This window comes from Parabacteroides provencensis (assembly GCF_900232875.1).
GTDB classification, from domain to species: Bacteria; Bacteroidota; Bacteroidia; order Bacteroidales; family Tannerellaceae; genus Parabacteroides; species Parabacteroides chinchillae.
Map to the genome: position 1 here is coordinate 736,665 of NZ_LT960489.1, position 15,836 is coordinate 752,500.

Here is a 15,836-nt window from a genome sequence, read left to right on the forward strand (position 1 = left end):
ACGACAAAGATAAGCATTTGGAGTTCGTGATATAAGCAGTCGCAGGAATATTTTAAATCGTCCCGATCTTTAAAAAAAATCATCGGGATGAAATTAAAAAATCATCCCGATGATTTAAAATATACTATTAAGAAAATTATTTGTTCGGATTCAAAGCTTGGTCAATACGTGTCTTCAGATTTTTAAGATGACGGCTGGTAGCCGGATCATTAGCCATTCCGCTTGACTTACCGATCTGAATGGAAACCTTTTCCAGACAATCACGCATCAACATCGGAACATCGGTATTTACATATTCCTTATTGTTCATATTTGCCATTAAACCGTTTACAAACGTATTCTGTATATAGCGGCGATAAGCGTTGATCGGCTGACGGTTATTCAGTTCTTTAAAAAGAACCGTACGCAAATCCGTAATATATTCGTCAGGGGTATAACTATCCGGAAAGCAGTTATTAAAGTCGGCCATACGAATAAATGTTGCCGGATCCAATAATGGGCAGGCAGAAGGGTTAAATACATAGTCAATCAAACTGTTCAATTCCTGTTCGGGAGATTGATAGATACGTAGCATATACGGTTCGTCAATAATCCAACCCGGTTTCGTAAAGAATTGTTTGTCAAAGAATGCCAACGCCTCTTTCTGTGTCTCTTTAGCTACCGGCTGATATACTTTTCCTGCTTCTTCTACACTCTTATAGTTACGGTTAACACCTCCGATATTTGTTGCCACATGCCCCAGATAACGTTTATATTGGCTGATCAGTTCCTTATGCATCCGATGAAGATTTGTATTCAGGTCTCCTTCTTCGTATGTCCATTCGGGAAGAGCTTTTACTATACGTTGCAGGTTTTTAATTCCATATTCGCTCGCTTTCATAGAATTATCGCCCAAATCCTCACGTTGGCTACGCGGATCAATACGAATTTCTTCACTACCAAACCACAAGCGCGGATTATCGGCAAGTGTTTTAACAGTCAGTTTATTCAATATCAAACGTTCCTCTTCATCATCCTTAGCTTCAAAGACAGGCATATATCCCCACTTAATAGCCCATTTATCATAAATATTAATACGTGGATATAATCCTGCTGGCCCTATATTATCCTCTGGTTGAGCCACGTAATTAAAACGGGCATAGTCCATAATAGATGCCGTATGTCCATTTGCTTCCACCCAAGCTTTGTCACGCAGTTTCTCTACCGGCGTAAGACTGCTTGCTCCCATATTATGGCGTAAACCTAATGTATGGCCTACTTCATGTGAAGAAACAAAACGAATCAGATCACCCATTAATTCTTCATCAAACTGCATTTTATTAGCACGCTTGTCACTACATCCGGCCTGTATCATATACCAGTCGTGTACCAGCTTCATGACATTATGATACCAGCCGATATGGCTTTCTATAATTTCTCCACTACGCGGATCATGCACCTGAGGACCATATGCATTCGGTATAGGTGATGCCAAATAACGGATTACTGAAAAACGGGCGTCTTCCATACTCATTGTAGTATCATTTTCCGGCCATTCTTTGCCAAAGATAGCATTCTTAAATCCCGCTTCTTCGAAAGCTTTTTGCCAGTCATTTACACCATCGATCAAATACTTACGCCATTGTTTCGGTGTAGCCGGATCAATATAAAAGACAATAGGTTTCTGAGGCTCCACCAATTCGCCCCGTTTCATCTTTTCCACATCTTCCGGTTTCGGTTCCAAACGCCAACGGCAAATAAACTTCTTTTCTTTTACTGCCTGTTGATCATCTGCAAAATAAGAATAGTTGTCTGTGAAATACCCGACACGAAGATCAAACAGACGCTTCTGCATTGGTTTTTCAGGAAGAAGTACAAAAGAAGTATTCAATTGCATAGTAACTGCTCCTGTCATCTTAGCTGCCGGATAGACGACTTCCCTGCGACCTGTTTTCCCATCGGCAGGAGCAGAAGAAGCAAAGGTCTTTACCATCCGCACTTCCGTATTGATAGGATATGATTTTATATTCTGTATGTATGACTTATCGCCTTGTATGGAACCCAGGTTATATTCTTTTTTCGTACGGGCAGGTAATGATACAGCCTGATTGTCTCCAGCAAAGAAATCGGTTACCTTGATAACGGAACTTCCATTATTCAGGGCTTCAATTGAAAAAATACCGATAATCGGATTTTCAGAACTGACAGCCACAGCTTTACTAATATCGCTGTTTTCTTCGGCGGTAGCATCTAATACCAAAGAACGAAGTAACAATTTATTATTCGGTGCTTTTTCCCAATAAACTGTTTGTTCATTTGCCATCTCACCGCCATACAGACCTCCATCTACCGGAGTAGTTGTATAACGCGTAACAGCCAATATTACATGGGATAAAATGCTGTCAGGTATTTCAAAATACCAATCCGCCCCTACCTTATGAGTAGTAAAAAGGCCTTGCATCGTTTTTGCATCCGCCGTAATCACTGAACTATACGGCTTAATACCGTTTTTACTTGTCTGTTCTACAGGCTTTACGCCTTTGTCTTTTTTGTCTTTCGACTGTACCGGTAAAGCTACGGAAAAAGCCAACAAACCGGATAGCAATAGTATTTTATTCATGGCTATTTAATTTGCAGTAAATGTAATAAAAAGGCTGGCCGATGAACCAGCCAGCCTTCGCATATTTTTAAAATAGACCGATTATTTATTCTCTATTTCATCAAGAAAACGGAAACATTCGTAATAGAACTTACGATTATTGTCTACTCCCTTTATTCCGTGTCCTAAACCTTCAAATTCGACATAACGGTGAGGCAATCCCAGCTGGATCAGTTTACGATCCATCAGACGTGAACCTTCTATATCCACACGATTATCGTGGTTACCATGCAACAGAAGTAGAGGGCCGGTCAATTTCTCTGCATGATAAAGAGACGAGCGATCAATCAACTTTGCTTTATCGGCAACCGGATCTCCTGCTTCAAGAAAGGTCCAGTCCGGAATATTAGAGTGTGTATGTTGATAAATAATATCACAGAATCCGGCAGTTTCGATACCGAAACCAAATTTAAAGTGTGCTTTATTTCCGTTTACTTCACCGGGGAATGTAACCAGACGCATTGTTGCATAACCTCCATGGCTCATTCCAAATACGCCTACACGCTCGGCAGGAACATTCAGTTTATCAGAAATATATTTTGCACAATAAATGATATCAATAATTTCATTTCCTCCCAGATCTTTATCGTTCATAGCAGCAAAATCACGGCCAAAACCTGCACTTCCCCGTGGAGAAGGACTTAAAACAGTAATACCTGCTGCATTATAAACCTGATATTCCGTATTATAACGATTCTCTCCGCCATAGAAAGATTCAATCATTATTATTTCCTTGCCTGCAGGCAGCGGATTCTTCGGTTTATACAAATAAGCATGCAACATACGTTGTTTACCTGTAGCAGCATCAACGTCAAATGTAGGGATTGACAAACGCTCTACGTCAGAATGTACTAATTTAGCTTTCAAATCTTCCGGCAAATCAAAAGAAACAACAAGTTTCATATTCTTTTTACCTACCTCGGCTTTTACAATCTGGAAGACCACCGATGCCGAATTAGCCAGCATACTTACTTCATTACCTTTTACAGCACCAATAGACAAAGACAAATCGGAGGATTGTTTATAAAGCATTTTGCCGGTCTTAATATCCATCAGCATCAATGAAGATTCGATCGGATTACTTTGCAAAACAAACAAATACTTCTCATTCTTTATAGTTACAAAACGCGCATCTTCAATATCCGTTGTAAAATTAGTAACCTTTGACGAACTCATATTTTTACGGTCAAAACGATAAAGATTTTTATATCCGTCCTGATCAGAAAAATAAAAACATTCATCCGGCGAAATCCACTCCTGCATTACCGATGTTCCGGCATAACTAGCCATTTTGGTAGGGTCTGTCAACACTGTCATCTGTTTTGTATCAGTGTCAACATAAATCACGTTAGCGTACTGACGATCTGCATCTTTCAAAGCAAGAATCATAAGTCCTTTGCCTTCAGGTTGCCAACTTACATCTCCCCATGTATAACGGAAATCCGGCTTATCCTGGCAAACCAATTCATCCTTTCCAGTCTTCAAATCCAGAATGCGAAGTTCATCCAAACGCTTTTCGTTCTGAGCCAGACGGGCTACATAAGCAATTTTTGTTTTCTGCGGATTGAAGTCCCATGCATAAATATAAGGAACATCCGTCAGCTTTTCAGGATTCGGTGAAAGAAGGTTACTACGATAGATATTAATAATCTCCTCGTTATTCTCATCACCAATCCAATACACACAGCCATCCTTATCATTATACTGGGGCCCCCAGCAATTTCGCTTAGAAAAGTCCAGATCTACAACATCTGTTGCTTTAGACAAATCCTGTCCTTTCGCAAGATCAAGCCATTGCAGCTTGTTTGCATTCGAAGTCTTGAAGAAGAACAATTTTGTTCCATCCTCACTCAATGAAAACTGTGAATACGGAAAGTCTTCAAAGAAAGGAGCAATATTCACATCACGATCTTGAAACTTCAATGTCAAGTTGGATGATGATTGCTGTGCTGTGGTGGCCATCACGGCCACCACCAGCATTAATGTTGCAAATAGTTTATTCATAAAAAGCAAGAGATCTATGGTTAATTTCTCCAATATTCATTCTGATCTGCATCAGTAAGTTGTTTATTATAGAACAATTCAGTGTTTGGTATAGGCAACATGAAACGAGAGCTATTAGCCGGAAGTTCCTTTACACCAGCCCATTGATCAAGACCTACACGTTTCAACGGTTTCTGCAAACGTTTCATATCATTCAATGCAAAACCTTCTCCGTATAATTCCTTACGTCTTTCATACCAGATATTATCAACTGTAGCATCGGTAGTTTTTGCACCGCGGGCAACCTGCAATGTATTCAAAACATCTTTAGCTACAGAAGCATTTCCCATCTGAAGTTCTGCTTCTGCCTTAATCAGATAGCCTTCTGCAATACGGCAGAAAGGATATTCGGCATCACCAATACGTGTACGATGTCCAAACTTGCTTACAAAATAACCGTCATCCTCATATACATAACCTGGGAACAATTTACGGCAATCCGTATCATCAAACATATTCCGGAAAGAAGCAGCTGCACGAACTGTACTATATCCTTTCAACATATCAGCTGAAGCTTTCTTCTCAACATCTTCCGGAGCAATCTTAGCACCATATTCATATCCTTCAAAGTAAGAACAATACCAATAGAAAGACGGGATAGAGGCATACAGGTTACAAGTATTAGGTGTGAAGTTGAAGAACCATAACCATTCTTTGTTATGATCCTTAAATCCAGCCTTATAATCTGCCTGAGACATCAAATTGGAACCATCATAGCTTCCGGTAGCCAATGTTGCATACTTTTCTGCATTTTTATAATCTGCCATATTCAAATAAGTGCGGGCAAGCAACATAGCTGCTCCTTTCTTATTCATAAACTGGGCATCAGAGCCTGTACTATGTTCATACAAGTAAGTCAAATCGGATACAATCTGATCATAAGCTTCACGTACAGAAGAGCGTCCAACATTTTCACTTTCGTCGCTGGAACCCGGTTTCAGGCGCAATAAGATACCTTTAGAATCCGGTTGATCGGTATATGCACGGGCAAACAACTGGGTAAGCAACAAAAAGTTATACCCTCTTAATCCATATGCTTGCGCAATCATGTCTTCTTTTTCACCACCCTCAGGCAACATAGTCTCTTTGCTTGCAATGATTGTATTTGCCTGGTCAATTGATTTATAAGCATATCTCCATATATATGCACAATAGCCAGTCCACCATGGATCGTCAACAGGAGTTTGTGCATACTGATAAGAGAAAATCAACCAGTTATAAGTAGGAAAACCATATGCACCACTGGTCATTGTAAGGTCTTCACCCATAAGATCCGAAGTCATCATTGCCAACGTATGATAACGATATTCCCCTAAATGAGAGTAAGCTCCCATCAAGGCTGTTTTAGCTGCTGCCACATCCGTATAAATCTGATCGTCGGATACGGAAGTAGAAGGAATCTGGTCGAGCACATCGCTTGAACAGGAAAAAAAGAACGGTAATGCTAGACTTAGCAATAAATATTTTGTTTTCATATTCATCTCTATTTATAAAAGTTCATTTGATTAGAAGTTCAGGTTGAATCCCATTGTAAATGTACGAGGCACAGGGATCGTAGTCAAGTCATTATAACCACCAACACCAAAGATGTCAATATCGTCATATCCTTTCCAGTCATCTTTAAACCATGTAAACAGGTTATCTGCACTTACAAATACTTTAGCACCCTTCACCACGTTGGAGAAAGCACCCAGACGTGAAGGCAAATTGTATGTCAATGTAATATTCTTCAATTTAATATTCGTTGCATCATACAAATAACGGGTAGATACACCGTTAGAAGTATTTGTATTATTATTTGAATACTTCGGAACATTTGTATTTGTATTCGTAGGAGTCCATGCATTCAATTCGTCCTTATGCATCTGTGCACCAGCCTGGTTACCATCATGCATAACCTGAGAATACAAACCGTCATATACCAAACCACCCCAGCTATAAGCAAACAGGATAGACAGGTCAAAACCTTTATAAGAAAGACTTGTACTTAAACCACCATAGAGGTCTGGAGTAGCACGTCCTTGTTTTTCATAAGTTGCCTGGCTGTAAACATTTGTAGTCGTACGATTTCCGTTAGCATCGACCTTAATCCATAAAGGATCGCCATTCTTAGGATCTACGCCCGCCCATGTAGGCATATAGAATTCATATTGACTACTCCCCTTTGACCAAATCTTTTTCGTAGAAGAAATTATCTGGTCGTCACCTACTATATCCTTAATTTCGTCACGAATTGCAGATAAGTTAAAGTCTACATTCCATTTTACAGGAGTATCACGAAGAATATAGGCGCCAAAAGTAAACTCAACACCATAGTTGGCAACTTTGGCCATATTCATCATAATAGATTCAAAACCATTAGAAGCGGCAAGCGGATAGTTGTACAATAAGTCTTTTGAGTTTTTATGGAAATATTCCAAAGATCCATAAAAACGATTCAGGAAGCGGTAGTCTACGCCGATATTAAACATTGCCTGTTTTTCCCAACGCAAATATGGATTAGCAAGCTGTGTATGACCTGTACCGGAAGCTGTACCATAAATATAGTCAGCACCAGTGTCCCAGAGGCCTAATGACTGGTAACGATCAAGTCCCTGATTATTACCGGAAGTACCGTAGCTCAAGCGAAGTTTCAACTGATCTATCCAAGTCAGGTTCTTCATAAAGTTTTCCTGTTCCATACGCCAGGAAGCACCTGCGCTCCAAAAAGTACCCCATTTATTATCTTTCCCGAATACGGAAGAACCGTCACTACGTAAACTTACTGAGAAATTATAACGATCATTATATGTATATTCCACACGACCCAAATAAGAGATCAAAGCCTCTTTCGTTGTCTTAGATTGTGGAGCCAATGCAGATGCACCTGAACCAAGTTCGTGCATTCCGTTCAGCGGGAATGAAGTAGCACCAGCTTCTGTTCTTTCATATTCACTCTGCCAATACTCAAAACCAAGCATAGCACTCAAGTTATGTTTATCTGCAATACGAGTGTTATAATTCAACGTATTAGTAGACGTATACATCAAATCCGTTGTATTATAACGGTCTGAACGTCCACCATAAGCAGGTCCGTTACCGTGATCTTTATTCCAATATTTTAATTCCGAATAGTGGATATAATCCGGAGAAAATACAGTCTTGAAATTTAAGCCTTTATACAATTGGAAATCCAGAAAAGCAGATGCAAGAAAGCGATAATTCTTACTTTGATTGATATCCATCTTCGGAATAGCAATAGGGTTAAAATCCAAAGAAGTAGGGTTCTTAAAATTAAACTGTTTGTTACCGTTTGAATCAAGAATCGGATTGCCATTGCTGTCTGTCAAATAAACAGGAACGCCATTGGGGAACAATAAAGCATTGTACAATGGACTAGCTCCGGCTCCACCACCTACTTCCATATTCTGGATAGCATGAGAAAAAGTTACGTTCATACCAGCTTTTAACCAAGGTGTTACTTCTGTAGTTACATTACCTTTTCCTGAATAACGTTTGTACATTGCAGACGGAGTTACACCATCCTGATCATGGTAACCTGTTGAAAAGAAATAGCTGGTCTTTTCGTTACCGCCTGTTACATTAATATTATAGTCCTGGGTAAATGCAGTTTTAAATATCTCGTCCTGCCAATCTGTATCAACAATAATGCGTGCTCCATTAACTAAATTACCATTAGCATCATAAGGTTGATCCATATTATATGGGTTAAAAGTAATTGCGCCCTGTGTTAATGTATTTGCTGCAGCTGCAGCTTCTGCAGGAGTAGCTCCGGCAGCCAGTTTTTGTTCGTAATATGAACGGAACTTTGTATCATAGAATTGAGACGAACTCATCATATCATAAGCCTTCGGAACAGAGGAAAAACCGAATTGGGCATTGAAAGACACTGTTGCCTTACCCGATTTACCATTTTTGGTAGTAATTAAAACAACACCATTAGCTGCACGTGATCCATACAGTGAAGCAGCTGCCGCATCCTTTAAAACTGTTATAGTTTCAATATCCTGAGGATTCAGAGTTGCAAGAATACTGGATGTATTGTCGTTGTCATCCGCCAACTTACTATACTTTGTATTTGCAGAGATGGGCACACCATCAACAACATACAAAGGCTCGTTTGAAGCATTCAAAGAACCGGATCCGCGAATACGGAAAGAAGATGTAGATCCCGGTTGTCCTGATGAAGACATAACCTGCAAACCTGCAACCTGTCCTTGCAACGATTTATCAAATGAAGCGCTGGGAGTTTGAATTTTACTATTATCCACACTAGCAGCAGAACCTGTAAACACGGACTTTTTAGCTGTGCCATAAGCAACCACCACTACTTCATCCAATGCTTCGGAACTACTTTTCAAAACAACTCTCATATTAGGTTGTGCAGGAACTTCCTGTGTTTCCATACCTACATAAGATATAACCAATATTTTGGAATCAGAAGGTACCGACAATTCAAATTTACCATCAAAATCAGTAATTGTACCTTGTGATGTTCCTTTTACCAAAACAGATGCGCCAATAATAGGCATCCCATCATCACCAGAAATAACAACGCCTTTTACAGAACTTGTCTGTGCTATTGATATGCTTATTCCCAAGCATAAAAACAGCATTAACCACGTTAGCTTACTTTTCATAATCATATCTATTAACTGTTAGTAGTATTCGCAATACTCAATTTTTAATAGCTTTAACCATTCTCTAAAAAATAAGTTCTAATCGAACTTAAATAACATTATATGGTTTTCACTCATTTTCCCACTGCAAAGGAATAAAAAAAGATGCAATCAAGAAACATTTTAATACTTTTATTTGATAAAAATCTTTGATTTATAAATTTCACAAGCATAAAAGCTTCTTTTTTTAACAAAAAGACCAGAAAAAGACAAAGTGCGACTTAGTTCGATTAGAACTAAGTCGTACCTTGTTTCACTACAAATACCAAAATATTTCTCAAAACACAAAAACAAATATTGTTAATTTTCACATTTATCCATACGATATTCTATTCTTTCCGACAAAAGTTACCCTACAATGTCTTACCACGAATTTATAACCATATCCATTAGTATAAGATTTATATATCAAACCATTTTCCAATAACACAAGAGAGGCGGCAGGCTGGTAAACATTATTACCAGCCTGCCGCCTCTCTTGCGTTATAATAGATATTATCTAACTAATGTGTAGCACTCATTGTAAATTCTAATTTACCGCCTTTTACAATATCTTTATGCGAGATGAAAGGACTATCAAGAACTTTACCATTCAGCTTTACCTCCTTTACATATTTGTTAGCCGGATTATTATCCTTTACTACTATCTCAAACTCGCCACCTTTCACATGAATTATTGCATGATCCACCATTGGACGTCCCAAAGTATATTCAGGAATACCAGGACATACCTGATAAAAGCCAAGAGCGCTCATAATATACCAGGCCGACATTTGTCCGCAATCTTCATTTCCGATAATACCTCCAGGTTCATTTGTATAGAATTCCCGCATAATATAATCTAAATATTCCTGTCCCTTCCATGGAGAATCGGTCCAGTTATATAAATAAGCCATATGATGGCTCGGCTCATTTCCATGCGCATATTGTCCGATCAGGCCTGTAATATCAGCCGAAGCTTCTTCTCCTTCTATTTCAGATGAAGTCGTGAACAAAGTATCCAAACGCATTTCAAGTTCTTTCTTACCACCGATAGCGTTAATAAAGTTATCCATATCATGTGGAGCAAAGAAACTCCATTGGAATGCGTTACCTTCCGTATAATCGCTTTTCATGTGAGAAGAATAACGAGGGTTAAACGGTGTACGGAATGAACCGTCACCCATTACTCCACGCATTAGCTTTGTTTCCGGATCCAAATACTTTTTATAATACTCAGCTTTCTTGGCATATTCATTGGCAATTTCCATATTGCCGGCCTTCCTGGCAATTTGCGAAACACACCAATCGTAATAAGCCATTTCTAATGCCCAGGAAACAGATTCCGGAACAGAATCGGCAGGAACAAATCCATATTTCTCTTTATAATACGGATGCATAGTGATCAGGTCAAGCTCCCGGGTGCCTTTAAACTTTTCAGCCAGATCCGGACGATAAACAGAAGAACGTGTTGCTGCTTCCGACCATAAGCTCATATCCCCTTCAGCAAGGTCTTTCGATATAAGATCGGCAAGCACGGACATAGCCGGATAGCCAACCATACATCCTGTATAACTTGAAGCCAATGGCCATTTAGGCAAAATACCGCCTTCTTTGTATCCCTGAATCAAAACATTTCCCCAATTGGATGCTAATTCCGGTTTTATTATAGTCATCAATGGATGCAATGCACGGAAAGTATCCCATAAAGAAAAAACTGAGTAATTAACATAACCCGGTTTTGCTGTATGTATTTGTTTATCCATACCCAAATAACGTCCATCTACATCTTGATACACATAAGGAGATATCATTGTATGATAAAGTGCCGTATAGAAATTAACCAATACTTTGGGATCTGCACTTTCAATTTGAATCAGATTAAGAGCTTTATTCCATATCCGGGCAGATTCTTCACGCGTCTTCTCAAAATCCCATCCGGGTAATTCGGCACTCATATTCTTTGCTGCCCCTTTTGTATCTACGGTAGAGATACCCACCTTTACATACAGCGGTTGATTATTCTCGGGAAACTTATAATGAAACTTCAAGTCTTTATCCGTATTTACAGATATAAAGAGTGAATCGCTACGTAATTTCCCATCCATATACTGATAAACGGTTTCTATCGGTTCGGAGAATGTAATGCGATAGGAAACAGAATGAAAATGCGCCCATCCTTGTGTTTTCACAGTACCCTCCACTGTAGAATCATTGACAAACAGATATTGGTTACCAATCACTTTATGCCCCCAGTTAGGTTGAAGTATATGCCCCAGGTCTAACATTACCCTACGTTCTTTCGGATTATCATACGTATATTTATGAAAACCCACCCGATCCGTAGTTGTGAGCTCCACATTGATTCCAAAATTATCCAGCCGAACTGCGTAATAGCCCGGAGTTGCTTTTTCGGTATCTTTCTTAAAAGTGGCTACCAGTTTAATAGAATCTTCTCCCGAATAAGGAAGTAAAGCAACATCGCCAAGATCTCCGATACCCGTACCTGAGAGATGCGTATGACTGAATCCATAAATACGATCATCGTCATAATGATAACCGCTACTGGCTTCCCATCCTAAAAGATGAGTATCCGGACTGAGTTGCACCAGTGCATTCGGACGTGTTGCACCGGGAAATGTATGCCCATGAAATCCGGTTCCGATAAAAGGATCGGCATACTGTAAATAATCGTTTTGAGAATATGTTGTAGTTGCCTGCTTACACCCGGTTAGCATTAAAGCAAATACAGCAGTTGAAAATAATAAGGTTGTTCTTTTCACTGTTTGATATTATTTAATTGAATCTTTATTAAACTTCTGAATATTTAAGCATTAATCACTCTACAAATATAGTGAAAAAGGACAATACTACCCTGTTGCTCCATTTTCTTCCGAAAAAATAATCTGTACCGCATGGCTTTCCGTATTACGGGAAACAAGGAACAAACAGAGCAGATCGTACAAGACGCTATGCTAAAAGTATGGAGCCAAAGGTCGACATGGATGATCTTCCGGCATATTGCCTTATGGTGACACGAAATATTGCACTGAAATTAATTATCTTTGGTGCACTAATTTAATTCGGATAAATAATTATGAAAACGAATGTAATAAGAATCATGTGCACTTTGACATGTATATTCATGTGTATGGCTATTTCAGCTCAAGGAGACGCAAAGAAATTAATAGGTAATTGGTCTTTTTCTGCACCACAGGCACCTAACGGGTATCAGGATGGCGATTGTCATTTTAAAGAAAAAAGCGGAAAATTGACGGCTATAGCAAAAGTCCGGGGGTCAGAACTTGCTATCAATGAAATAATAAAAGACAGCAATGCTGAAACGTATAAATGTAATTTTTATCTGGATGGAGCTTATATCGAGCTCATCTTTAAAATGACAAAAGACGATCAACTGGAAGGAACTGTCAATACCCAGGGAATGAATATTCCTGTTCGTTTCAACAAAAAAGTTTCAAAGGTTCAAATTAAGGAATAAGCAGGATGTTTACAGTAATCGGAATTATGTTCGGAGGAATTGCCGTTGGTTTTTTATTACGGAAGATTGAATTTCTACAAAAAATAGGAAAACCTATCTCTTACACTATTTTACTTTTACTATTTCTTTTAGGAGTATCTGTGGGAGCTAACGATGCAATCGTCAGCAACCTGAGTACGCTTGGAGGACAAGCATTATTAATTGCATTAGCTACAACGACGGGAAGTGTATTAGCAGCCTGGCTCGTTTATCGTTTCTTTTTTAAAGAAAGGAGCAATGCATGAAGGGCAGTTTAATTGTTGTAGGTTTTTTTGCTCTTGGCTGCCTGATAGGATGGGGTAAGCTTGTGCCCGATAGCCTTATCAGTGGCAATCTTACGATGTACGTCCTTTATCTTCTGATGTTCCAGGTAGGGATCAGCATTGGGTGTGATAAGAAACTAAAAGATATTCTATGCAGCATACGTCCTAAGCTTTTACTTGTTCCATTAGCTACTATTATAGGGACTTTAATTTTTTCGGCACTTGTCAGCTTATTACTCACGCAGTGGAGCGTATTCGACTGCCTGGCCATAGGCAGCGGCTTTGCTTATTACTCTCTTTCATCTATTTTAATCACGCAATTGAAAGAACCTACCCTCGGAGTTCAACTGGCAACCGAATTAGGAACAATTGCTCTAATGGCAAATATCATACGGGAAATCTTTGCCTTACTAGGAGCTCCCCTGTTTGTAAAATACTTTGGCCGACTAGCACCGATATGTGCAGGAGGAGCAACAACAATGGATACAACTTTGCCCATTATCACCCGTTATTCCGGCAAAGACCTGGTATTTGTATCTATTTTCCACGGAATATTGGTAGACTTCACTGTCCCTTTTTTCGTTTCGTTTTTCTGTTCCTTATAACTAGACACAGATATAAAATAGGGAAGAGCCGCAGAATAATTCTGCGGCTCTTCCCTATTTTACTATTTTACTACTTTCCTATTGTTTTCAACATTTCCTGTACGGCAGCTTTTAGTTGCATATCTTCGCCTTTCATTTGCGATTCAGGTGTATTATAAACTTCAATGTCCGGTTGTAATTCATGGTTTTCCATATAATTGCCTTGTAAATCCTGTACTCCTACCTGGGGAATACCGAATACAATAGAAGGGTCTATCTGTTGTTCCCACCAAACAGCCGTCATCGTTCCCGGCACTGGTGTACCAATTAGTTTGCCAATGCCCAGATGTTTATATACCCATGGGAATCCATGTGCATTGGAATAGTTATCTTCGCAAACCAAAACACAAGAAGGTTTCAGCCATTTGTTGTATGGATCACTTCCTATATATTGGCCACGTGGCATAAAACGTTGATATTCTTTTCCGCTCAACAAGGTTGCCAAATCATCATGCAACCAGCCTCCGCCATTATGACGTGTATCTACAATCAAAGCTTCTTTATTACGGCAACGGCCTAACACTTCCGAATATACCTCACGAAAGCTTTCGCTATTCATACCCTTTACATGTACATAGCCAATCTTGCCTCCTGAAAGTTCGTCAACCATCTTCCGGCGTTGTTCAACCCAACGTTTATACAACAGATCAGACAAATTACCATAAGAAACAGGCTTAATTTGTTCATCGAAACGAACTTTTGTCGAAGGGTTATATACCGACAGAAGAATCTTCTTTCCTTCTTTACCTTTTAAAAGCGGATAATAATCTTCTCCGGCTTTAATTGTAACCCCATCTATTTTCTCAATAATACAACCGGTAGTGATTTTACTATCGGCAAGTGTAAGAGGGCCTTTTGCAATTATTTCTTCTATTTTCAGACCATCACCGGAATAGTTGTTATCAAAGAAAGCTCCTAGGCTAGCTGTAGACGGAGCAATAGGTGCAGGACGATAACGCGCTCCGGTATGAGAACCGTTCAATTCACCTAACATCTCGGATAACATTTCCTGAAAATCGAAATTGTTATTAACATGAGGCAAAAACTTTTCATAAGCAATCTCGTATCCTTTCCAGTCAATTCCGTGTATCTTCGGATCATAGAATTTATCAGAAACCTGACGCCAGATATGATGGAAAATATATTCGCGTTCCTTAGCCGGACGATAAGCAAACTCGGCTTTAAAAGCTATAGGTTCCACTTTACTGTCTTTAATATCTACCTTTTTTAATTGGCCTTTAGAAACGAGGAACAGATTCTCGCCTTTCTTATCCGTAAACATACTGCCGGCTCCAACATCTTTAATCAGCAATTTAGTCGTATTCTCTTTGAAATCGCGCATCCACAGATCATAACCTTTCTCAAAAGCAGCACAGTAATATAGCTTGTCACCTTTTGGAGTAAGCACAGCATCCCCTAAGTTTGAAGAATTTATAGTCAGACGAATAACACGGTCTTTACGATTTTCCAGGTCAAACTTCAAAGGTTCTACCGGTTTTGCTTTTTCATCTCCTTTTTTCTTATCTTCTTTTTTATCTTTAGCATTTTTGGAACTATCCTTACTGTCAGTCTTTTCATCTTCCAAAAGGGCTAGTTCTTCTTTTGATTGACGGAACTTATCATATGCTTCTCCATCAAAAAACATAATATATACGTCATCTTCCGAACCCCAACTACCATGACTGCGATAACCAGCACGGTCGCTTTGCCATATCATTGCTTTTCCATCAAGTACCCATTTGGCATTGGCATCATTATAACCGCTCTCAGTAAGATTTGTAACCTCTCCGCTACCATCAGCTTTTACTAATGCAATATCCGAATTGTTCCATCCTCCTATACTTATATATTTAACAATGAACCAACGGCTGTCTGGCGACCATTGGTATTGCTGGTCACCATCTGCATACGAATAATTGAACTTTCCATCCAATACTGTACGCACTTGTTTAGTATTCAAATTAATTACACGCAACGTTGTACGATTTTCAAGAAAAGAAACTTCTTTTCCATCAGGTGAGTACATAGGTTGAAACGATGTCTCATTAGTCA

Annotated in this window: 10 protein-coding genes (1 of these 10 only partly in view); 4 read left to right on the plus strand and 6 right to left on the minus strand. The window is 39.1% G+C overall.

The features are described from left to right. Nucleotides 1–136: 136 nt before the first annotated feature. The 5 genes from CTY47_RS09960 to CTY47_RS09980 all read right to left on the minus strand — a co-directional run bounded on the left by CTY47_RS09960 (nucleotide 137) and on the right by CTY47_RS09980 (nucleotide 12,122). Complete coding sequence (locus tag CTY47_RS09960; protein ID WP_099464602.1) at nucleotides 137–2,599, minus strand: zinc-dependent metalloprotease; 2,463 nt, start codon at nucleotides 2,597–2,599, stop codon at nucleotides 137–139. 81 nt (nucleotides 2,600–2,680) lie between these two features. Then, entirely contained in the window at nucleotides 2,681–4,642 is a 1,962-nt protein-coding gene (locus CTY47_RS09965) for an alpha/beta hydrolase family protein (RefSeq protein ID WP_099464603.1), read from the minus strand. A 20-nt stretch (nucleotides 4,643–4,662) separates the two neighbouring features. After that, nucleotides 4,663–6,156, minus strand: coding sequence for a RagB/SusD family nutrient uptake outer membrane protein (locus CTY47_RS09970; protein ID WP_158228525.1), 1,494 nt, complete (start codon nucleotides 6,154–6,156; stop codon nucleotides 4,663–4,665). 30 nt (nucleotides 6,157–6,186) lie between these two features. Next, entirely contained in the window at nucleotides 6,187–9,321 is a 3,135-nt protein-coding gene (locus tag CTY47_RS09975) for a SusC/RagA family TonB-linked outer membrane protein (RefSeq protein WP_233202143.1), read from the minus strand. A gap of 542 nt (nucleotides 9,322–9,863) precedes the next feature. Further along, nucleotides 9,864–12,122, minus strand: coding sequence for a GH92 family glycosyl hydrolase (locus CTY47_RS09980; RefSeq protein ID WP_199163418.1), 2,259 nt, complete (start codon nucleotides 12,120–12,122; stop codon nucleotides 9,864–9,866). A gap of 132 nt (nucleotides 12,123–12,254) precedes the next feature. Here CTY47_RS09980 and CTY47_RS17625 point away from each other — a divergent pair, with 132 nt between their 5' ends. The 4 genes from CTY47_RS17625 to CTY47_RS09995 all read left to right on the plus strand — a co-directional run bounded on the left by CTY47_RS17625 (nucleotide 12,255) and on the right by CTY47_RS09995 (nucleotide 13,745). After that, nucleotides 12,255–12,374: a hypothetical protein gene (locus tag CTY47_RS17625; protein ID WP_233202144.1), complete on the plus strand. Its 120-nt coding sequence runs from the start codon at nucleotides 12,255–12,257 to the stop codon at nucleotides 12,372–12,374. A 62-nt stretch (nucleotides 12,375–12,436) separates the two neighbouring features. Beyond that, nucleotides 12,437–12,838, plus strand: coding sequence for a hypothetical protein (locus CTY47_RS09985; RefSeq protein ID WP_143813370.1), 402 nt, complete (start codon nucleotides 12,437–12,439; stop codon nucleotides 12,836–12,838). A gap of 5 nt (nucleotides 12,839–12,843) precedes the next feature. Next, a complete protein-coding gene (locus CTY47_RS09990) occupies nucleotides 12,844–13,122 on the plus strand; it encodes a LysO family transporter (protein WP_099464608.1) in 279 nt (92 codons plus the stop codon). Further along, entirely contained in the window at nucleotides 13,119–13,745 is a 627-nt protein-coding gene (locus CTY47_RS09995) for a lysine exporter LysO family protein (RefSeq protein WP_099464609.1), read from the plus strand. Before CTY47_RS09990 ends, CTY47_RS09995 begins: the two co-directional genes overlap by 4 nt. A 70-nt stretch (nucleotides 13,746–13,815) precedes the next feature. On the opposite strand, the gene CTY47_RS10000 is transcribed toward CTY47_RS09995, so the two are convergent. Next, nucleotides 13,816–15,836, minus strand: partial view of a S41 family peptidase gene (locus CTY47_RS10000; protein WP_099464610.1) — the 3' portion only. The gene runs 1,219 nt beyond the window's last position; the window shows 2,021 of its 3,240 coding nt (coding positions 1,220–3,240); its start codon lies beyond the right edge, outside the window; its stop codon occupies nucleotides 13,816–13,818.

What these genes read in the sequence shown, in the direction of transcription:
- CTY47_RS09960 (WP_099464602.1), bottom strand. Translation starts at nt 2,599, where the DNA reads ATGAATAAAATACTATTGCTATCCGGTTTGTTGGCTTTTTCCGTAGCT.
- CTY47_RS09965 (WP_099464603.1), bottom strand. Translation starts at nt 4,642, where the DNA reads ATGAATAAACTATTTGCAACATTAATGCTGGTGGTGGCCGTGATGGCC.
- CTY47_RS09970 (WP_158228525.1), bottom strand. Translation starts at nt 6,156, where the DNA reads ATGAAAACAAAATATTTATTGCTAAGTCTAGCATTACCGTTCTTTTTT.
- CTY47_RS09975 (WP_233202143.1), bottom strand. Translation starts at nt 9,321, where the DNA reads ATGAAAAGTAAGCTAACGTGGTTAATGCTGTTTTTATGCTTGGGAATA.
- CTY47_RS17625 (WP_233202144.1), top strand. Translation starts at nt 12,255, where the DNA reads ATGGCTTTCCGTATTACGGGAAACAAGGAACAAACAGAGCAGATCGTA.
- CTY47_RS09985 (WP_143813370.1), top strand. Translation starts at nt 12,437, where the DNA reads ATGAAAACGAATGTAATAAGAATCATGTGCACTTTGACATGTATATTC.
- CTY47_RS09990 (WP_099464608.1), top strand. Translation starts at nt 12,844, where the DNA reads ATGTTTACAGTAATCGGAATTATGTTCGGAGGAATTGCCGTTGGTTTT.
- CTY47_RS09995 (WP_099464609.1), top strand. Translation starts at nt 13,119, where the DNA reads ATGAAGGGCAGTTTAATTGTTGTAGGTTTTTTTGCTCTTGGCTGCCTG.